The sequence below is a fragment of the Guptibacillus hwajinpoensis genome, from assembly GCF_001039475.1.
In the GTDB taxonomy this organism is placed as follows: Bacteria; Bacillota; Bacilli; order Bacillales; family Guptibacillaceae; genus Guptibacillus; species Guptibacillus hwajinpoensis.
Genome location: NZ_LELK01000004.1, coordinates 1,256,306 through 1,276,441 on the forward strand (window position 1 = coordinate 1,256,306; position 20,136 = coordinate 1,276,441).

Below are 20,136 nucleotides of genomic sequence, written 5' to 3' on the forward strand. Positions count from 1 at the left end.
CTATGACAACCCAGAGAAAAGTTTATCAGGATATCCTTCAGAAGATTAAAGCGATTATTTACAATGATGGTTTGCAGACAGGTGATAAGCTCCCTTCAGAAAGGGAGCTTTCTGAACGCTTAAATGCCGGGAGATCTTCTGTCAGAGAAGCATTAAGATCGATGGAGATGCTTGGTCTCATTGAAACGAGACGAGGCGAAGGTACATTTATAGCAAATGCAAAAGATCATCGATTAGTTGAAGTTATCGCTTCTTTTATTCTTAAAGACACGAAGTCTAGAGAAGATCTACTAGAAACTAGAAAGCTAATCGAAAAAGACATTCTTAGAGTAGCTTGTGAACGAATATCAGATGAATATCTTTTGCGATTAAGAACTATGATGGAACATAAGGACAACTCTTCAGAAGGGGAGATCTTCTCTACTGAATTTGATACAGCTTTCTTTCGAATCATTGTTTCATCCACCGGAAACTATTTATTAATGAGATTATGGAGCGAGCTTGCAGATTATCACCAGACAATCTGGCATCATCTAACATTTCGTCCATCTATTTATTATAAGCAACTCATTGAAGCACTTTCTATTAAAGACCAGGAGAAAGCCATACGACTATTAGACAAGTATGAAATGAAAAGAACGGATGAATAAACAACATGATTTAAATGGTGAAAGGGATGGTCAACATTGTTAAAGGATTTATTCAATAAAAAGAAAAAGTATGCGACGGTTCCCTCCGATAAAATAAAACAGGATGTTCCGGAAGGCATTATGACGAAATGTCCTAGCTGCAAAAGTATTATTTATACGAAGGAACTCGAAAAATCACATAAAGTATGTGTGAAGTGTGGGTATCATCACCAAATGTCTGCTCCAGAACGGTTAAAGAATACGCTTGATGAGGGATCGTTTAAGGAACTGGATGCTGATATGATTTCTGAGAACCCCCTTTCTTTTCCAGACTACGTCGAACGTCTCGAGAAAGATCAAAAGAAATCTTCTCTTAATGAAGCTGTTGTGACAGGTGAAGGAACGATCGATGGATATCGAACAGCAATCGCTGTTATGGATTCTCGTTTTCGTATGGGGAGTATGGGGTCAGTAGTTGGTGAGAAAATCACGAGAGCAATTGAACACGCTGATAAAGAGAAGATACCTTTCATTATCTTCACTGCGTCAGGTGGTGCACGTATGCAGGAAGGTGTCTTGAGCCTTATGCAAATGGCGAAATCAAGCGTTGCCCTAAAGCGGTTCAGCGACCGTGGAGGACTGTTCATTTCAATCATGACACATCCAACAACAGGTGGAGTTTCTGCTAGTTTTGCTTCAGTGGGTGATTTTAATTTTGCAGAACCAAAGGCATTAATCGGATTTGCAGGTAGACGTATTATTGAGCAAACAATACGTGAAGACCTTCCAGAGGATTTTCAAACAGCAGAATTCCTCTTGCATCACGGACAGCTTGATCGCGTCATCCACCGTGCTGATATGAAGAAGACGCTTTGTAAAGTATTAATGATTCATGGAAATAGGGGTGAGAAATAATGGCACAACGCCTTGATTTTGAACGACCACTTCAAGAGCTTGAAGACAAAATTGCTGAACTTAATTCCTTTATGGAAGAGAAAAACGTTGATCTAACTGATGAGGTTTCACGTTTACAGAAAAGACTTTCCAAAATGGAAGAAGAAATATATGAGAACCTCACAGCTTGGAACCGTGTGCAACTTGCTCGTCATCCAGAACGCCCGACTACTTATGACTACATTGACCGTATTTTTCAAGACTTTCTTGAGTTACACGGTGATCGTCTTTTCGGTGATGATGAAGCGATAGTTGGAGGTATTGCAACGTTTGAAGGAAAGCCTGTGACGGTAATAGGTCATCAAAGAGGTAAAGACACGAAGGAAAATTTACGAAGAAATTTTGGTATGCCTCATCCAGAAGGATATCGTAAAGCGCTTCGCCTGATGAAACAGGCGGAGAAATTCAATCGTCCAGTTGTATTCTTGTTAGATACAAAAGGGGCATTCCCTGGTAAAGCAGCAGAAGAAAGAGGGCAAAGTGAAGCGATTGCTAGAAACCTGATAGAAATGGCTGGATTAACTGTACCGATTATCTGCATGGTTATAGGTGAAGGTGCAAGTGGAGGGGCTCTAGCTATTGGTGTAGGGAATCACGTTCACATGCTTGAGAATTCTTGGTACTCTGTTATATCTCCAGAAGGAGCTGCGGCGCTTCTTTGGAAAGATTCAGGACTTGCACAGCAAGCTGCCGATACGATGAAGATCACAGCGCCTGATTTGAAAGAGCTTAATGTGATCGATGAGATCATACCAGAAGTAAAAGGTGGGGCACATCGTAATGTAGAAGAGCAAGCCAAGTCGATCCAACAGGCACTTTCCAAATCGCTTGAAGAATTGACACAACTTACCAAAGATGAGCTTGTTCTGCATCGCTATGAAAAATACAGAAATATTGGACAATATACGTTTGTAACCGATACCATTGGCTTAAAATAAGGAAAGTGCTTTCTCAAAAAAGAGAAAGCACTTTTTTACGAGCTAGCTTAGCTATTGTATTAAACGGTTGTATTTGATATTTTAGTAACACAAAGAATTAATGAGGTGAACAGGTATGAAGCGTATTGGTGTTTTAACCAGCGGAGGAGACTCACCGGGAATGAATGCAGCCATCCGTGCTGTTGTTCGTAAGGCGATTTACCATGATATTGAAGTATATGGCATCTACCACGGGTACACTGGGTTGATGAATGGAAATATAAAGAAAATGGAAATAGGTTCTGTAGCTGATATAATTCACCGTGGCGGAACAATGCTCTATTCTGCTCGTTGTCCTGAGTTTAAGACGCTTGAAGGACAATTAAAAGGTGTAGAGAATCTGAAAAAGTTCGGAATTGAAGGACTTGTTGTTATTGGAGGGGACGGTTCATACCGTGGAGCTCAGAAACTAACTGGACACGGCTTCCCAACGATCGGGATTCCAGGTACAATCGACAATGACATTCCAGGAACTGATTTTACAATTGGCTTTGATACAGCTCTTAACACTGTTATTCAAGCTATTGATAAAATTCGTGACACTGCGACCTCTCATGAGCGTACATATGTGATTGAAGTTATGGGTCGCGATGCAGGTGACATTGCGCTATGGTCAGGACTAGCTGACGGTGCAGAATCGATCCTAATTCCTGAGGAAAAGTTCGAAATGGCTGACATCTTGAGCCGATTGAAGCGAGGACATGACCGTGGTAAGCGACACAGCATCATTGTCGTTGCAGAAGGTGTTGGAAGCGGAGTTGAAATTGGTAAACAAATTCAAGAAGAAATGAATATGGAGACCCGAGTAACTGTGCTTGGTCACGTTCAACGTGGTGGTTCTCCAACTGCATCTGACCGCGTACTTGCAAGTCGTCTTGGCGCACGTGCAGTAGAACTGCTTCTCGAAGGTGCGGAAGGTAGAACGGTTGGCATTCAAAAGAATGAAATTGTTGACCTTGATATTAACGAAGCACTCGCACTGCCACATGAAGTGAATCAGAAAATGTGTCAGCTAGCGAGAGAATTATCTATTTAATAGTTAGAACGTTGGTTCACCCCTTCGAGTAAGGGGTGTATCGTAATGTCTTAATTTATATTGTATAACAGTCATCTATTGATGAAAACTAAGCGAAGAATAGCTTTTAGGAGGAGACAGGCCCATGCGTAAATCGAAAATCGTCTGTACGATAGGACCAGCAAGTGAGGATGCACAAACACTAGAAAAATTAATTCAAGCAGGTATGAATGTTGCACGTCTTAATTTCTCACACGGTGATTTTGAAGAACATGGTGCACGTATTAAGACGATCCGTTCTGTAGCAGAAAAGCTAGGCAAGAACGTAGCAATTCTTCTTGATACAAAAGGACCAGAAATTCGTACTAACACAATGGAAAACGGCGGCATTGACCTTGTAGCAGGTCAGCAGCTAATTGTTTCAATGGAAGAAGTACTTGGTACAACTGAAAAGATTTCAGTAACTTATCCTGATCTTGTAAATGATGTACATGTAGGATCTAAGATTCTACTAGACGACGGCTTGATTGAGCTTGAAGTTAAAGAAGTAGGGAAGAATGAACTTTATACTGAAGTGCTTAACAACGGTACATTAAAGAATAAAAAAGGTGTTAACGTACCAAACGTTAGCGTAAACCTTCCTGGTATTACTGATAAAGATGCAGCTGATATTGAATTCGGTATTGAACAGGGTGTTGATTTCATTGCAGCATCTTTCGTACGTCGTGTTTCTGACGTTCTTGATATCCGTAAACTTCTAGAAAAGCATAAAGCAACTGACATTCAGATCATTCCTAAAATCGAAAACCGTGAAGGTGTAGATAACATTGACTCAATCCTTGAAATTTCTGACGGATTGATGGTAGCTCGTGGTGACCTTGGGGTTGAAATTCCAGCTGAAGAAGTGCCTCTTGTACAGAAGCAGCTTATTAAGAAATGTAACGCTCTTGGTAAACCTGTTATCACAGCAACACAGATGCTTGATTCTATGCAACGTAACCCGCGTCCAACACGTGCTGAAGCAAGTGACGTAGCAAACGCTATTCTGGATGGGACAGATGCAATTATGCTATCTGGTGAAACAGCAGCTGGTTCTTATCCAGTTGAAGCAGTGCAAACGATGCATAACATTGCTTCATACACTGAAAAATCACTTAACTTCCGTGAACTTCTTTCTGTAAGAAGTAAGGAAACTGAGACAAACACGACAAATGCAATTAGTGAATCTGTTGCTCATACAGCTTATAACTTGAATGTACCAGCAATCATTACTGCTACAGAAAGCGGTCATACAGCTCGTATGATCTCTAAATATCGCCCTAAAGCACCAATTGTTGCTGTAACGAATACAGCTAGCGTATGCCGCAAGCTTGCTCTTGTATGGGGTGTACATGCTCAAGAAGGCCATAAAGTCGCAACAACAGATGAAATGCTTGAAGTAGCTGTTGATGCTTCTATTCAATCTGGTATTGTAAACCACGGTGATACGGTTGTTATTACAGCGGGAGTACCGGTTGGAGAATCAGGTACAACGAACTTGATGAAAGTACATGTCATTGGTGACATTCTTGCAAAAGCACAGGGAATCGGTAGAACATCGACTTCTGGAAAGATTGCCATCGCAAGAACAGCTGAAGAAGCAATTGAAAAAGCTGACGCAGATACGATTCTTGTAACAATCGCTTCTGACAAAGATATGGTTCCTGCACTCGAGAAAGCAGCTGGACTTATTACAGAAGAAGGCGGTCTTACTTGCCATGCAGCTGTTGTTGGATTAAGCCTTGGACTTCCAGTTATTGTTGGCCTTGAAAATGCAACAACTCTCTTTGAAGAAGGTCAGCAAGTTACTCTAGATGCTACAACAGGCATTGTTTATAACGGCAAAACAAGTATTTTATAAAATAGAGTTATTTAAAAGGCTGTCGATTAATCGACAGCCTTTTATCTTACAGAAACGAATAGATCTATGAAATGATAAGTCGATTGATGATTACATAATGCGTGTTGGTTCGAAAAGAAGTAAATATCGCGTATAATAGAGGTAACGGGAAGAGTACCCGATTATGATTGAGGGAGCTTTCATATGTTTCGAATATTATTACTGTTTATTATAATTGTACCAGCTCTAGAGATTGCCCTTTTGCTTTTATCAGGAAGAACGCTTGGTCTTCTTCCAACGGTTCTACTCATTATTAGCACCGGAGTGCTTGGAGCCTGGCTTGCTCGAAGAGAAGGATCGGAAGCTATTCAGAAAGTGAATCGTCAAATGCAAACCGGTCAGATGCCGGGTGATGCGATTCTTGATGGGTTATGTATCCTGATCGGTGGTGTTGTGCTACTAACTCCCGGTTTTATTACAGATGCAGTAGGTTTCTTACTTCTTATTCCAGCAACTAGAAAGCCATTCAAACGCTGGATGTTGACATTCATTGAACGCAAAATGAAAAATGGACAGTTTATGTTTATTAGAAGATAAGGATATTAGGATATTTTCGATTGGGGTTTTGAATGAAAGTAATTGCACATCAAAGTTGATTGGAGCGGAAGGTGCTCGACTCCTGCGGGACTAGCGGGACAGGTGAGACCCCGCAGGAGCGTTAGCGACGTGGAGGCTCACCGCCCGCCCCGCGGAAAGCGAGCACCTGGAGCGGAAATCAACAACTACTTTTATAGCGATAATGTTTTATCGTCAAGAACAAGAATCTCTAAGAAATAAACGAAAGATAAATATTGAATACCACATTAATAATGTACTTTAAATCTCTATGGAGCTTGAATGAAAATTCAAGCTCCATTCATTTATTAGTAGACTTAATTAAAGTGTAAGTCGTATTAGTTGAACGTATTTCAAATTTGTATTATATTAATTGATGAGTCAACTATTGACCCGTCAATTGATTTAAGGAGGAATGTTTTTTGTCCAATCGATGTTCAGACGAAGGTAAGATAATATACCAGTTGAATGAGATATTTAAGCAAATGAGTCCTAAATTCGAACGATGCACTGGTATCAGTCAGTCTCGCTTAGATCTTCTGCACAAGCTGTTTGAAGTGGACGAAACTAGTCAGTCGGCATTGCAGAAAGAAGTGAACATTGATTCTGCCGCTGTGACAAGACACTTAAAGCAACTTGAGGGGAAAGGGATGGTGGCTCGTCGAAAGAACCCCAATGATAATCGGTTTACGTTTGTAAGCTTAACTGAAGAAGGTCGTGAACGGATTGTATCTTATCGGTTAGAGAAAGAGCAGTTCATCACAAAGGTATTAAAGGACTTTAGTGAAGAAGAACAAACTTCACTATCAAATATGCTTACTCGTATTCAAAAGAATGTGAAAGACATTCAATATTAACTAGAACTTCTAGAAGGAGATTATAAGAATGAATGCAACAAGAATCAACGACTTTAATGAAATTATTACTGGAAGACGTTCGATCCGCAACTATGATCCATCAGTGAAGATTAGCAAACAAGAAATGACGGAAATATTAACAGAAGCTACTCTTGCTCCATCTTCGGTAAATCTTCAGCCTTGGCGTTTTGTGGTTATTGATAGCGAAGAAGGGAAAGCTACATTAGCACCACTTGCTAAATTTAATCAGACTCAGGTAGAAACGTCTTCAGCAATGATCGCTGTATTTGTTGACATGAATAGTTTGGACTATGCAGATGAAATCTACGATACTGCTGTGCAAAAAGGGTATATGCCTGCAGAAGTGCGAGATCGACAGCTTCCATCTATTAAAGGCTTATTGGGAACCTTGTCAACTGAGCAATTTAGAGAAATGAATGTTATTGATGGTGGTTTGGTTTCGATGCAGCTGATGCTTGCAGCACGTGCACATGGTTATGATACAAATCCAATTGGTGGGTACGAAAAAGATCAAATCGCTGAAGCATATGGTATGGACAAAGATCGCTATTATCCAGTTATGTTAATTTCGATCGGTAAAGCTGCAGATACGGGTTATCAATCCGTTCGTTTACCAGTTGAATCGATTACTGAATGGAAATAAAACTTTAGAAAAGGGGAATTAAACGATGATTATTACACATGCAGGACTACAAATTAACGTAGATAAAGAGCAAGCATTTCTTGAAGAGGTTCGCACTCTTATTGAGGAATCTAGAAAAGAAAAAGGTAACATTTCTTACACTCTTATGAAAGATGTAGAGCAAGATAATGCCTACACTATGGTAGAAATTTGGGAGAGCCTTGATGCAGTAGAAGAGCATGGTCAAAGCGAGCACTTCAAAGCTTTCGTGCAGAAAGCACCTGAATATTTGGTTGCCCCTCTAGAAGTGAATAGCTACGAAGGTCATGAAGTAAAAAGATAACATCAATTCAAAAAGCTTGCAGGTGAATTCCCCTGCAAGCTTTTCTTTTTATAAAGCATTACTTGAACTATCCCATAATATAACGCCAAGTGTCTTTAAATACATTAGCTTGGTATAGGGTTTTAACCACAACGAGTAAAACAGGGCCGATTATTAAGCCAAGAAAACCTAGCACCTGAAACCCCACAAATAAAGCGATTAACGTAGCGAGAGGATCCAGGCCAATGTTAGAGGAAAGTACCTTTGGCTCCATTACTTGACGTTGAATAACCACAACACCGTATAGAATCGAAAGACCGATGGTTAACCCATAATTTCCTGTAAGGAATGAATAAATCATCCATGGAACAAAAATTGCCCCAGTTCCAAGGTAAGGTAGTAGATCAACAAACCCAATGATAATCGCAATCGTGATTGCATAATCTACTCTTAGTATTAGTAAACCAACAAGAACGATAACTGCTGTCATAGAGATTAGCGTCAGTTGAGCTTTAAGAAACCCGAACAGTGCTCTCCTCAGATCGACATAAACCGTTCCAATGCTTTTCTGAACGTTTGTAGATACTTTCTTCTTGACCCAGTTTATGAATTTATACCAGTCCTTACTAATGAAAAAGGTAGCGAGCATCGAAAAAACAAGTACTGTTAAAATTGTAGGCAAACTCAGAATTAATGAACGAATTCCTTCTACGAGAGATTGAAGAATGTTTGTAACGGTTGCAGTTACCGTCGTGCCGATCGATTGAATGTTATCCATAACAGTTGTTTGTTGGTCTTTGTTTAAATCTTTAAAGAGGTCTTCAAGTTGATTATAAAGCGGTAAAACATGTGAAACGAACAAATTCTCAACGAATAAAACAATCTCTTGAAAGTTTCCAGGCAGTACGTTCGCGATATATACGATACCCTGTACGATTTCGTTTACGAGAAGTGCAATGAACGCTGCAAGAACTCCAATTAGGAATAGAATAGCTATTGCAACAGAAAGTGGCCTCGGGATTTTCCCCCTTCTTTCTAGAAGATCTACCATCGGATTTATTAGGAATGCAAGGAAAAGTGCTATGACGAACGGAAATGCTAGGTGCCAGATATAATAAAAGGCGATCAAGGTAAGAATAATGAGAGCAACCACTAATAAGAAACGTAGAAATCTATGTACGTATTTCCAGTTCATCGGAAACCTCCTTCTGTAGCTTTTCCTATATATTACACCTCGTGATTCCATACAATCAATCGTATGTTTGCTGTTTTCGTGCTTAATTTGTAAAAGTTTGTTATGCTAAAGTAGTTCTGTTAATGTGAAAGAGGGAACAATATGACCATTTTTTCTCAGTCCTTTATATTCCTGCTCATTTTGCTTGTTATCGCAATGATTGCAAAGAATAGTACGCTTATTATTGCAGTTGCTTTTCTACTTGTAGTAAAAGTCTTTGGACTTAGTGACAGGATATTCCCAATCATTCAATCAAAAGGCATTTCCTGGGGAGTTACAATTATTACGATTGCAGTTCTTGTCCCAATTGCAACAGGTGAGATCGGTTTCAAGCAACTTGGCGAAGCTGTAAAGTCCTCATATGCTTGGATTGCGATGGCATCTGGAATTTTTGTTGCAGTCATCGCTTCAAAAGGAATTGTCCTACTGCAAAATGATCCTCATATCACTACTGCACTTGTGTTCGGCACGATCTTTGCTGTAGCTGTTTTCCAAGGAATAGCTGTTGGGCCGCTTATTGGTGCTGGTATTGCTTACATGGCTATGAAAGTTGTCGAACTTTTTACCTGAACAACCGTTCAGACAAGTGTTTTAGCGCTATAGCACTCTTCATGGTAGAGCATAATTAGACAACCTGAGAAAAAAAGGAATGGACGAAATCATGCATATTCATTCACAAATATCAGAGAATTGTTTATAATGAGAATTGACGCACCATCTTTGTACATAGGTTCTTATTTTTTTGGAGCGTTTTAAAAGCGTTATCAAAGCAGAATTTTTAGAAAATACTAGAGCCAATAATATGGAAAAGGAGAGGGGAACGTATGACGACTACTCGCGGTTTAGAAGGCGTAGTTGCAACAACATCATCGATTAGTTCCATCGTAAACGACGTCTTAACATATAGAGGGTACAACATCGATGACCTCGCTACGAATGCTAGTTTTGAAGAAGTAATTTATTTATTATGGAATGATAAACTTCCAAATAAGACAGAACTTGATCAGTTCACTGCAGAGCTCGCAGTTAATGCGACAATCCCTAAAGAGATTGTAGATCAAATGAAAGCTTATCCTATTGATAAAGTGCATCCAATGGCTGCTCTTCGCACAGCTGTGTCTACACTTGCACTCTATGACGAAGAAGCTGACGATATGAGTGAAGAAGCAAACTATCGTAAGGCAATTCGTTTACAAGCGAAAATCCCTACAGTTGTAACAGCTTTTTCACGTGTTCGTGAAGGAAAAGATCCCGTTGAGCCAAAGAAAGATCTAAGCTTTGCTGCTAACTTTTTGTATACGCTAACAGGAGAAATTCCTGAAGATGTAGCTGTAACAGCCATTAATAAGGCTCTTGTCCTTCATGCAGATCATGAGTTAAATGCGTCAACGTTTACTGCTCGCGTATGTGTGGCTACGCTCTCAGATATGTATTCTGGTGTAACAGCTGCTATCGGAGCACTTAAAGGTCCACTTCATGGAGGTGCTAACGAGCGCGTAATGGCTATGCTAAGTGAAATTGATAGCGTAGACAATGTAGAACCTTACTTACAGAACGCTTTCGAAAATAAAGAAAAGATTATGGGCTTTGGACACCGTGTCTACAAAACCGGAGATCCTCGTGCGAAACATTTAAGAGAAATGTCTCGTAAACTAACTGATCTTACTGGTGAAACAAAGTGGTACGAGATGTCTACTAAAATGGAAGAAGTCGTCACGAATGAAAAGGGACTTCCACCAAACGTAGATTTCTATTCAGCTTCTGTTTATCATAGCCTTGGCATCGATCATGACTTGTTTACACCATTATTTGCGGTAAGCCGTGTATCAGGATGGATTGGACATATTCTTGAACAGTACAGCAATAATCGCTTAATTCGTCCACGTGCCGAGTATGTCGGCTCAACGAACCAAACTTATGTTAGTGTGGAAAATCGATAGAAGAAATCAATAGGGAAGACATCATCTTCCCTTTTTTCAAAAAAGATAAAGTAAATTCAGTAGGAGGAATTAATAATGGCTAATGGAGAGAAGATTACCGTAAATAATGGGGTACTAAACGTTCCAGATCATGCAATCATTCCATTTATTGAAGGCGACGGCACTGGCCCTGATATTTGGGCAGCAGCTTCTAAAGTTCTTGAAGGTGCAGTAGATAAAGCATACGGCGGTAAGAAGAAAATTGTGTGGAAAGAAGTATACGCTGGTCAAAAAGCATTTGATAAAACAGGTGAATGGCTACCAGGTGATACTCTTGATGCAATTCGAGAATACATAATTGCGATTAAAGGACCTCTAACAACTCCAGTAGGGGGAGGCATTCGTTCTCTTAATGTTGCCCTTCGTCAGGAATTAGATTTGTTTACATGTCTTCGTCCAGTGCGTTACTTTAAAGGAGTTCCTTCACCAGTAAAACGCCCTGAAGATACGGATATGGTTATCTTCCGCGAAAATACTGAAGACATTTATGCTGGAATCGAATTCCAAAAAGGAACTGATGAAGTTAAGAAAATCATCTCTTTCCTACAAGATGAGATGGGTTCTAAGAATATTCGTTTCCCTGAAACTTCAGGAATCGGTATTAAGCCTGTATCTGAAGAAGGAACAAAACGTCTTGTTCGTGCAGCAATTCAATATGCACTTGATGAAGGCCGTAAAAATGTAACGCTCGTTCATAAAGGGAATATTATGAAATTTACAGAGGGTGCATTTAAAAACTGGGGCTATGAAGTTGCTGAGCAAGAATTCGGTGATAAGGTGTTTACTTGGGCAGAGTATGACCGTATTGTTGAAGAAAAAGGTAAGGATGCTGCTAACGAAGCACAGTCGAAAGCAGAAGGAGAAGGCAAGTTAATCGTGAAAGATTCCATTGCGGATATCTTCTTGCAACAGATCCTTACTCGTCCAGCTGAATTCGATGTAGTAGCAACAATGAACTTGAACGGTGATTATGTTTCTGATGCTCTTGCAGCACAGGTTGGCGGAATCGGTATTGCGCCTGGAGCAAATATTAACTATGAAACTGGACATGCTATTTTCGAAGCGACTCATGGTACTGCTCCGAAATATGCAGGACTTGATAAAGTAAACCCTTCATCTGTTATTCTTTCAGGTGTTCTAATGCTTGAACATATTGGATGGGGAGAAGCAGCGAAGCTTGTTCTGGATTCAATGGAGAAAACAATCGCTAATAAGGTTGTAACGTATGACTTCGCTCGTCTAATGGATGGAGCAACAGAAGTTAAAACTTCAGAGTTTGGTGATGAACTCATCAACAACATGGAATAAGAGCGATACCATTAAGAACTGGATTAAAGGAGTGGCTTACAAATGACAATGAAACGCAAAAAAGTTTCCGTTATTGGTGCTGGTTTTACTGGAGCAACAACAGCTTTTTTACTAGCTCAAAAAGAGCTTGCTGATGTCGTTCTTGTAGACATTCCAAATCAGGAAGGTCCCACAAAGGGAAAGGCACTAGATATGTTTGAAGCGAGCCCTGTACAAGGATTTGATTCTAAAATTACAGGTACTTCAAACTATGAGGATACAGCTAATTCAGACATTGTTGTAATTACTGCAGGTATCGCTAGAAAACCTGGAATGAGCCGAGATGATCTGGTTAATACTAATGCTAAGATTATGAAAAGCGTAACGAAGGAAATTGTGAGGTATTCTCCTGATACTATCATTGTTGTCCTAACAAATCCGGTTGATGCGATGACCTACACAGTTTACAAAGAATCTGGTCTTCCTAAAAACCGTGTTATTGGTCAATCAGGAATCCTCGATTCTGCACGATTCCGTTCGTTCATTGCTGAAGAACTTAACTTATCAGTTAAAGATATTACTGGTTTCGTTCTTGGAGGCCATGGTGATGATATGGTACCTCTTGTACGCTATTCGTTCGCTGGTGGTATTCCTCTTCAAAGCCTCATTTCTGAAGAACGCCTTGGAGAAATTGTAGAACGTACGCGTAAAGGCGGAGGAGAAATAGTGGGTCTATTAGGAAATGGTAGTGCGTACTATGCGCCAGCCGCTTCTCTCGTTGAAATGGCTGAAGCAATCTTAAAAGACCAGCGTCGTGTTCTTCCTACCATCGCCTATCTCGAGGGAGAGTACGGCTATAACGGACTCTACCTTGGCGTTCCGACGATCCTTGGTGGAAGTGGGATTGAAGATATTATCGAATTAGATCTAACTGATGATGAGAAGAAAGAACTAGATAAGTCAGCTGATTCTGTTCGTAAAGTGATGACTGTATTAAGCTAAATAAGTAGGTCCGGTGCAAGCCGGATCTCTTTTTACACAAAAACAGAAAGCGCTTTCTTTATGAGAAGGGGGAGTAGCTATGATTTTAGGCAAAAAACGTAAAATAGGTCGGATGATTGAAGAGATTTCTGTAGGAGAAAAACTTGAAGTAACAGAGAAAATAGAAGATCGTGATTTACTGTTATTTCTAGGGCTTTCTAATGATAACAATCCTCTATTTATTCAACATGATTATGCATCTATGACACCATTCAAAAAACCAATTGTTCCACAGATTATGCTTCTTGCCATCGTAACTGGCGCGATTTCTAAATACCTACCCGGCCCTGGTAGTAGTATTAAAAAGAGTGATGTGACATATAACAATCCGGTTTATCACTATGAGACGGTACACTACCAGTTTGAGGTAATTGATGTTTCAAAAGAAGCTCATGAAGTTCTTATTCGTGTGAACGGTACAAATGAAACGGGGCATTCAGTTCTTGAAGGCGAGTTCACAGTGTGTCCTCCATATCCTGTAAAGCCATTAACTAAAACAACATCCTTTGATAATTTTTAAGAGCCTACTCCGTAGGCTCTTTTTATGTATGTTTTTATGATAGTAAGCGCTTAATAAACGGGTTTGCTGTAAGTTCTTCTTTTGCCTTATCAAAAATAATAGTATGATGAGTGTAATCAGGCAAAAATAATAGAACATGCCTGATCTACGGTATCGGCATTGATGAATGGGGAAATTCGTTAGGGGGACTTTACAATGAGTCAAAAAATTCTAGTTGTCGATGATGAACTATCAATCTTGACATTGCTTCAATTTAATCTTGAACAGGCAGGTTATGAGGTTGTTACAGCTGAAAATGGGGCTGAAGCTCTTGAAGTTGTTACTGCTGAAAATCCTAAATGTATCATTCTTGATCTTATGCTACCTGAAATGGATGGATTAGAAGTATGTAAAGAATTAAGACAACGGCATATTCACACACCTGTTCTTATGCTTACCGCGAAGGACGACGAATTTGACAAGGTACTCGGTCTCGAACTTGGGGCTGATGATTATATGACCAAACCCTTTAGTCCAAGAGAAGTAGTTGCTCGAGTGAAAGCCATACTAAGGCGAGTGAAGCAGCTAGAAGAATCCAAAACAGCTTCTGAAATGCAAGAAGAAGAGAAAATTCAAGTTGGGCAGTTAGCAGTTTACCCAAATAACTATGAAGCATTTTTCCAAGGAAAAATAATGGAAGTTACACCAAAAGAGTTTGAATTGTTGGTATACCTTGTTCGTCACAAAGGACGTGTTCTGACTAGAGAGCAGCTTCTAAGTGCAGTTTGGGATTATGATTTTGTTGGTGATACAAGAATTGTTGATGTTCATGTTAGTCATCTACGGGAGAAGATTGAACAAAACACTCGTAAACCTGAATATATTAAGACGATTCGAGGACTTGGTTATAAGTTAGAGGAGCCTTCAATTTAATGAAAAAGTTTCGCTCGCGGTTTCTTAATGCGCAGTTTGTAATCCTCTTTATTGTTTTTATAATCATGATTGTCTTTCTTGGAAATCTATTTGAGGGAATCCTGTTCGAGGATGCGAGTCAAGAAGCTTTAACGAATATGTGGCTTATATTAATTAGCTCGTTTGCAACGGCCTTTTTCGTCATTATCTATATAAGCCTGAGCATCTCCAACCAGCTAACAAAGCCACTTGAAGGTGCGCTTAAAGTTGCAAATGAACTTGCTTCTGGAAATTTTCAGGCAAGGACTTACGAGTATAAGCTAGATGAGACAGGACAATTAAGTCATGCTCTCAACATTTTAGCTCGCAATTTGCAAAATATGACAAGCTCATATGAAATGCAGCAAAATCGATTAATGACGTTAATTGAAAACATGGACAGTGGGTTAATCCTAATTGATACAAAAGGTTTTATTAACCTTGTGAATCGTTTCTATAAAGAAACGTTTGGGATTGACTCTAAAGAATATATTGATTCTCTCTACTATAATGCAATTCCGTATCGTGAGATTATACGTCTTGTAGAGGAAACGCTTTTGGTAGAGAAAACAGTAAGGAAACAAGTTGAGCTTCAAGTAGGAATCGAAATTCGTCATTTTGATGTTTCGGGTGCGCCAATTCTAGATCATGATGATAAATTAAAAGGCGTTGTGCTTGTTTTTCACGATATTACTGAACTGAAAAAACTTGAACAAATGCGTAAAGATTTTGTTGCGAATGTTTCTCATGAATTGAAAACACCAGTTACTTCATTAAAAGGATTTGCTGAAACATTATTAGATGGCGCGATGGAAAACAAAGCATTTCGCACTAGGTTTCTAACAATTATCCTCAATGAAAGTGACCGACTTCAAAGTCTCATTCAAGATTTGTTAGATTTATCAAAAATGGAACAAAAGCATTTTTCACTAAGCTGGCAAGACGTAGATTTACAAGAAATCATAGATGATTGTCTGCTGATGACTAAGAGCAAGGCAGACGAGAAGAACATAGAAATATCCGTCGAGTATGAAGGTTATGTTAGTGTTAAAGGAGATACTAACCGATTAAAACAGGTTTTTCTTAACTTAATTGCAAATAGCCTTACTTATACTCAAGAGAACGGAAAAGTTGATATTTCGGTTAAAGAAACAAACGAAACCGTTGAGTTCAACATATCCGATAACGGCATAGGGATAAGGAAACAGGAAATCCCTCGAATATTTGAACGGTTCTATCGTGTTGATCGGGCAAGAAGCAGAAATTCAGGTGGTACAGGACTTGGTCTTGCGATTGTTAAGCACCTTATTGAGGCACATAACGGAAAGATTCAAGTGGATAGTGAACCAGGAAAGGGAACGACATTTCGCATTTCGCTATTAAAGAAACGTAAATTTTAATCTTTACGTTTTCTTTACACTTTGTTTATATGCCCTTTAAACTATTTCTGTATAGTAACAATTGACCCCTTCATCATGACGAGAGCAAATTTTTGAGACGAGTTTATCTCGTCTCCTTTTTTATTTCTCGATGGCTCATTCGAGTGAAACTTCAATTTCACTCGAATGAGCCAAAAGTCAACAATGCATTAATATAGCCTATGGTATACGAATTTATTGTACGTACTAAGAATACATTTTTTTGTTTACGGTATTTATAAGCTGTCGCTTGTTTTTCTTTCTTTTTGCCAACGTGGTAAAATGAAGAAAGCAGGCGTTTTTTAGTTGATGATAAGAGACGCTAATTGCATTCGAACGGGAGGCTTTCTATTGAAGAATAAACTTGTACTAATTGATGGAAACAGTATAGCGTATCGTGCATTTTTTGCACTTCCACTGTTAAATAATGATAAAGGCGTATACACAAACGCTGTACTTGGCTTTACAACGATGCTTTTGAAAATTATTGAAAATGAGTCGCCTACACATATGCTTGTTGCATTTGATGCTGGTAAAACAACATTTCGCCATAAAACGTATACCGAGTACAAAGGTGGTCGTCAGAAGACTCCTTCTGAATTAAGTGAACAATTCCCTGTTATTCGTGAAGTACTTGATGCTTTTGATATTAAACGATATGAGATTAAAGACTATGAAGCCGATGATATTATCGGTACAGTAGCGTTACTTGCAGATAAAGAAGATTGGGATGTTAAGATTTATTCAGGAGATAAAGACCTTCTTCAACTTGTTTCAAAAAATGTTCATGTTGCTTTAACAAGAAAAGGCATCACGGATATTGATACATATGATCCGGCGTTTTTAAATGAAAAATATGGACTTACACCAGATCAAATAATTGATATGAAAGCGTTGATGGGTGACAATTCCGATAACATTCCTGGCGTACCAGGTGTAGGCGAGAAAACAGCGCTTAAACTATTAAAACAGTTTGGAACAGTGGAAGCAGTATTTGAGTCACTCGATGAGGTTTCAGGAAAGAAATTGAAAGAAAAGCTAGAAGAGAATCAAGATAAAGCGATGATGAGCAAAGAGCTCGTTACGATCTATAAAGATACTCCTCTTGATCTAGAATTGAAGAATTTAACGTACAGCGGATTTGATCATGATACTGTTGCAGCATTATTTAGTGATCTTGGCTTTAAGTCTCTACTTACCCGGATAGGTGCCGAAGAAGTCGAGGAAGAAACTGAAATTGATGAATTAAATTTTGAAACACTTGATCAAATTGAAGAAAAACATTTAGTCAGTCCATCAGCAATGATTGTAGAAGTGATGGAAGAAAATTACCATAACGCGGACATACAAGGATTTTCTATTATTAATGAGAATGGGAATTTCTATCTTCCTACTGATCTTGCTTTGTCTTCAGACGTATTCAAAACGTTTCTAGAAGACGGGTCACAGAAGAAGTGGGTATTCGATGCGAAAAGCGCAGTTGTTGCACTTGGATGGAAAGGAATTGCGCTAAAAGGGATTACGTTCGATTTAGTCATTGCATCTTATCTGCTCAATCCATCTGAATCAACCCATGACTTATCTGCCATTTCAAGGCGGGAAGGTTTCTCCATAGTTTCATCAGATGAGACCGTTTATGGAAAAGGAGCCAAGCGGAAGTTACCTGAAGAAAATGAGCTTGCAGATCATCTAGTTAGAAAGGCATATGCTGTGTATCAGTTAAAGGAAACGCTTGAAGAACAGCTGAGAAAAAATGAGCAATTCGAATTGTTCCAAGATCTTGAAATGCCTTTAACCCTAGTGCTTGGAGAAATGGAAACAAAAGGTGTTTCTGTTGATACAGCGTTTCTTGAGAAAATGGGCGAAGAGTTAAACAAGAAGTTAAGCGCTATTCAATCTCGTATTTTCGAACTAGCAGGAGTGGAGTTCAATATTAATTCTCCTAAGCAATTAGGTGAAGTTCTGTTTGAAAAGCTAGAGCTTCCAGTTATTAAGAAAACAAAAACAGGATATTCTACTTCAGCTGATGTACTTGAAAAGCTTGAGAGTAAGCATGAAGTAATACCAGAAATTCTTATCTATCGCCAGCTTGGAAAGTTGAATTCAACGTACATTGAGGGTCTCCTTAAAGTTATTTATTCAGATACTGGTAAAATCCATACGCGATTTAATCAGGCATTAACCCAAACAGGACGATTAAGTTCGATCGACCCTAACTTACAAAATATCCCCATTCGCCTTGAGGAAGGACGCAAAATACGTAAAGCTTTTATTCCTTCAACGAAGAATTGGGTTATGTTTGCTGCTGATTATTCTCAAATAGAATTGCGAGTTCTTGCACACATTGCTAAAGATGAGAATCTAATTGAGGCATTCCAACAAGGCGAGGATATCCATACGAAAACAGCGATGAATGTTTTTGATGTTCAGAAAGATGATGTTACTTCAGACATGAGAAGACATGCAAAAGCTGTAAACTTTGGTATTGTTTATGGAATCAGTGATTATGGACTTTCACAAAGTATTGGAATATCTAGAAAAGAGGCAGGAGAATTTATAGACCGTTACCTTGAGAGTTTTCCAGGGGTAAAAAGATATATGGAAGATGTTGTTTCAGAAGCGAAGCAAGATGGTTTTGTTTCGACATTGATGCAAAGAAGAAGATATCTTCCTGAGATCAATTCTAGAAACTTTAATCAGCGAGGTTTCGCTGAGCGAACAGCGATGAACACACCGATTCAAGGAACAGCTGCAGATATTATTAAGCTAGCTATGGTTCAAATGGATACTCGTCTTAAAGAAGAGAATCTTCAGGCACGTATGCTACTTCAAGTACACGATGAACTCATTTTTGAAGCACCTGAAGAAGAGATTGAAACGTTAAAACGTATCGTACCCGAAGTGATGGAATCTGCAATCAAACTCGATGTACCTTTGAAGGTTGATTATGAGTATGGCTCCACCTGGTATGATGCGAAGTAGGCATCAAAGGAGATGGGGATATGCCGGAGTTACCAGAAGTAGAAACGGTTAAACGAACGCTAGAAGAACTAATTATAGGTAAGAAAATCACTGAAGTACACGTAAAATGGCCGAAAATAATTAAACGCCCAGATGACATTGAAGAATTCAAAATGAAAGTGGTTGGGCAGTCGTTCAAACGTGTGGAACGAAGAGGAAAGTTTCTAAAGCTTTTCCTTGAAGAAGATGTCATTGTCTCTCACCTTCGGATGGAAGGCAAGTATCGGATGAATCAATCTGGGGAAGAAGCAGATCATCATACACATGTCTTCTTTGTTTTTGATGATGGAACTGAGCTTCGTTACCATGATGTACGAAAATTTGGCACTATGCATTTGTTCCCGATTGGAACAGAAGAATTAGTATTGCCACTTGCTCAGTTAGGTCACGAACCTTTTTCACCTGAGTTTACTGTAGATGTTTTGAAAGAGGGATTTAAGAAGACGACTCGTAAAGTTAAAACGGTCCTACTTGATCAAACACTAGTCGTTGGATTAGGTAACATCTATGTAGATGAAGCGCTTTTTAAGGCAGGAATTCATCCTGAGCGAATTGCTTCCACACTCAATGAACGTGAAATGGAGCGTCTCCAATTCGAAATTGTTGACACGCTAATGGAGGCTGTAAATAAAGGTGGTAGTACAATTCGCTCCTATGTAAACAGCCAGGGGAAAATCGGTACCTATCAGGACAATTTGTTTGTTTACGGGCGAGTTGGATTAGAATGTAAGTCTTGTAGCAATGTGCTTGAGAAAATTGTAGTAGGTGGACGAGGAACTACTTATTGTCCAGTATGCCAGGTAAATGAGTAACTC

Annotated in this window: 19 protein-coding genes; 18 read left to right on the forward strand and 1 reads right to left on the reverse strand. The window is 39.2% G+C overall.

What is annotated here, in order from left to right; all coding sequences use genetic code 11:
• Positions 1–2 precede the first annotated feature (2 nt).
• The 9 genes from AB986_RS16280 (at position 3) to AB986_RS16320 (ending at position 7,912) form a co-directional block, all read left to right on the forward strand.
• Complete coding sequence (locus AB986_RS16280) at positions 3–650, forward strand: FadR/GntR family transcriptional regulator (RefSeq protein WP_048312360.1); 648 nt, start codon at positions 3–5, stop codon at positions 648–650.
• A 36-nt stretch (positions 651–686) separates the two neighbouring features.
• Positions 687–1,544 carry an acetyl-CoA carboxylase, carboxyltransferase subunit beta gene (gene accD, locus AB986_RS16285; protein WP_048312361.1) on the forward strand — a complete coding sequence of 286 codons (858 nt, stop codon included), beginning with the start codon at positions 687–689 and terminating at the stop codon, positions 1,542–1,544.
• A complete protein-coding gene (gene accA, locus AB986_RS16290; protein WP_048312362.1) occupies positions 1,544–2,521 on the forward strand; it encodes an acetyl-CoA carboxylase carboxyl transferase subunit alpha in 978 nt (325 codons plus the stop codon). The genes accD and accA overlap by 1 nt, the downstream gene beginning before the upstream one ends.
• Positions 2,522–2,636: 115 nt before the next feature.
• Positions 2,637–3,596, forward strand: coding sequence for a 6-phosphofructokinase (pfkA, locus tag AB986_RS16295; RefSeq protein WP_048312364.1), 960 nt, complete (start codon positions 2,637–2,639; stop codon positions 3,594–3,596).
• A gap of 124 nt (positions 3,597–3,720) precedes the next feature.
• Positions 3,721–5,475, forward strand: a complete 1,755-nt coding sequence (pyk, locus tag AB986_RS16300) for a pyruvate kinase (RefSeq protein WP_048312366.1) — start codon at positions 3,721–3,723, stop codon at positions 5,473–5,475.
• 183 nt (positions 5,476–5,658) lie between these two features.
• Positions 5,659–6,051 carry an FxsA family protein gene (locus tag AB986_RS16305; protein ID WP_048312368.1) on the forward strand — a complete coding sequence of 131 codons (393 nt, stop codon included), beginning with the start codon at positions 5,659–5,661 and terminating at the stop codon, positions 6,049–6,051.
• A 440-nt stretch (positions 6,052–6,491) separates the two neighbouring features.
• Positions 6,492–6,926, forward strand: coding sequence for a MarR family winged helix-turn-helix transcriptional regulator (locus tag AB986_RS16310; protein ID WP_048312369.1), 435 nt, complete (start codon positions 6,492–6,494; stop codon positions 6,924–6,926).
• 28 nt (positions 6,927–6,954) lie between these two features.
• The gene (locus AB986_RS16315; protein WP_048312370.1) at positions 6,955–7,590 is read left to right on the forward strand and encodes a nitroreductase family protein; all 636 of its coding nucleotides are present in this window, start codon (positions 6,955–6,957) and stop codon (positions 7,588–7,590) included.
• 25 nt (positions 7,591–7,615) lie between these two features.
• Positions 7,616–7,912 (forward strand): putative quinol monooxygenase, encoded by a 297-nt coding sequence (locus AB986_RS16320; protein WP_048312371.1) that lies wholly within the window; start codon positions 7,616–7,618, stop codon positions 7,910–7,912.
• A 67-nt stretch (positions 7,913–7,979) separates the two neighbouring features.
• On the opposite strand, the gene ytvI is transcribed toward AB986_RS16320, so the two are convergent.
• Entirely contained in the window at positions 7,980–9,086 is a 1,107-nt protein-coding gene (gene ytvI, locus AB986_RS16325) for a sporulation integral membrane protein YtvI (RefSeq protein WP_048312372.1), read from the reverse strand.
• Positions 9,087–9,233: 147 nt separating this feature from the next.
• Here ytvI and AB986_RS16330 point away from each other — a divergent pair, with 147 nt between their 5' ends.
• From AB986_RS16330 to mutM, 9 genes are all read left to right on the forward strand, one after another.
• Positions 9,234–9,695 (forward strand): DUF441 domain-containing protein, encoded by a 462-nt coding sequence (locus tag AB986_RS16330; protein ID WP_048312947.1) that lies wholly within the window; start codon positions 9,234–9,236, stop codon positions 9,693–9,695.
• 254 nt (positions 9,696–9,949) lie between these two features.
• A complete protein-coding gene (citZ, locus tag AB986_RS16335; protein ID WP_048312373.1) occupies positions 9,950–11,065 on the forward strand; it encodes a citrate synthase in 1,116 nt (371 codons plus the stop codon).
• A gap of 75 nt (positions 11,066–11,140) precedes the next feature.
• Entirely contained in the window at positions 11,141–12,412 is a 1,272-nt protein-coding gene (icd, locus tag AB986_RS16340) for an NADP-dependent isocitrate dehydrogenase (RefSeq protein WP_048312374.1), read from the forward strand.
• A 42-nt stretch (positions 12,413–12,454) separates the two neighbouring features.
• Positions 12,455–13,393, forward strand: a complete 939-nt coding sequence (gene mdh, locus AB986_RS16345) for a malate dehydrogenase (protein WP_048312375.1) — start codon at positions 12,455–12,457, stop codon at positions 13,391–13,393.
• A 79-nt stretch (positions 13,394–13,472) separates the two neighbouring features.
• A complete protein-coding gene (locus AB986_RS16350; protein ID WP_048312376.1) occupies positions 13,473–13,952 on the forward strand; it encodes a MaoC family dehydratase in 480 nt (159 codons plus the stop codon).
• A gap of 195 nt (positions 13,953–14,147) precedes the next feature.
• Entirely contained in the window at positions 14,148–14,864 is a 717-nt protein-coding gene (locus tag AB986_RS16355; RefSeq protein ID WP_048312377.1) for a response regulator transcription factor, read from the forward strand.
• Positions 14,864–16,282 carry a two-component system histidine kinase PnpS gene (gene pnpS / locus AB986_RS16360; protein WP_053216225.1) on the forward strand — a complete coding sequence of 473 codons (1,419 nt, stop codon included), beginning with the start codon at positions 14,864–14,866 and terminating at the stop codon, positions 16,280–16,282. Before AB986_RS16355 ends, pnpS begins: the two co-directional genes overlap by 1 nt.
• Before the next feature lie 369 nt (positions 16,283–16,651).
• Positions 16,652–19,282 carry a DNA polymerase I gene (gene polA, locus AB986_RS16365; protein WP_048312379.1) on the forward strand — a complete coding sequence of 877 codons (2,631 nt, stop codon included), beginning with the start codon at positions 16,652–16,654 and terminating at the stop codon, positions 19,280–19,282.
• A 20-nt stretch (positions 19,283–19,302) separates the two neighbouring features.
• Positions 19,303–20,133, forward strand: coding sequence for a DNA-formamidopyrimidine glycosylase (mutM, locus tag AB986_RS16370; protein WP_048312380.1), 831 nt, complete (start codon positions 19,303–19,305; stop codon positions 20,131–20,133).
• Positions 20,134–20,136 lie beyond the last annotated feature (3 nt).

What these genes read in the sequence shown, in the direction of transcription:
- AB986_RS16280 (WP_048312360.1), top strand. Translation starts at nt 3, where the DNA reads ATGACAACCCAGAGAAAAGTTTATCAGGATATCCTTCAGAAGATTAAA.
- accA (WP_048312362.1), top strand. Translation starts at nt 1,544, where the DNA reads ATGGCACAACGCCTTGATTTTGAACGACCACTTCAAGAGCTTGAAGAC.
- pfkA (WP_048312364.1), top strand. Translation starts at nt 2,637, where the DNA reads ATGAAGCGTATTGGTGTTTTAACCAGCGGAGGAGACTCACCGGGAATG.
- pyk (WP_048312366.1), top strand. Translation starts at nt 3,721, where the DNA reads ATGCGTAAATCGAAAATCGTCTGTACGATAGGACCAGCAAGTGAGGAT.
- AB986_RS16305 (WP_048312368.1), top strand. Translation starts at nt 5,659, where the DNA reads ATGTTTCGAATATTATTACTGTTTATTATAATTGTACCAGCTCTAGAG.
- AB986_RS16315 (WP_048312370.1), top strand. Translation starts at nt 6,955, where the DNA reads ATGAATGCAACAAGAATCAACGACTTTAATGAAATTATTACTGGAAGA.
- AB986_RS16320 (WP_048312371.1), top strand. Translation starts at nt 7,616, where the DNA reads ATGATTATTACACATGCAGGACTACAAATTAACGTAGATAAAGAGCAA.
- ytvI (WP_048312372.1), bottom strand. Translation starts at nt 9,086, where the DNA reads ATGAACTGGAAATACGTACATAGATTTCTACGTTTCTTATTAGTGGTT.
- citZ (WP_048312373.1), top strand. Translation starts at nt 9,950, where the DNA reads ATGACGACTACTCGCGGTTTAGAAGGCGTAGTTGCAACAACATCATCG.
- icd (WP_048312374.1), top strand. Translation starts at nt 11,141, where the DNA reads ATGGCTAATGGAGAGAAGATTACCGTAAATAATGGGGTACTAAACGTT.
- mdh (WP_048312375.1), top strand. Translation starts at nt 12,455, where the DNA reads ATGACAATGAAACGCAAAAAAGTTTCCGTTATTGGTGCTGGTTTTACT.
- AB986_RS16350 (WP_048312376.1), top strand. Translation starts at nt 13,473, where the DNA reads ATGATTTTAGGCAAAAAACGTAAAATAGGTCGGATGATTGAAGAGATT.
- AB986_RS16355 (WP_048312377.1), top strand. Translation starts at nt 14,148, where the DNA reads ATGAGTCAAAAAATTCTAGTTGTCGATGATGAACTATCAATCTTGACA.
- pnpS (WP_053216225.1), top strand. Translation starts at nt 14,864, where the DNA reads ATGAAAAAGTTTCGCTCGCGGTTTCTTAATGCGCAGTTTGTAATCCTC.
- mutM (WP_048312380.1), top strand. Translation starts at nt 19,303, where the DNA reads ATGCCGGAGTTACCAGAAGTAGAAACGGTTAAACGAACGCTAGAAGAA.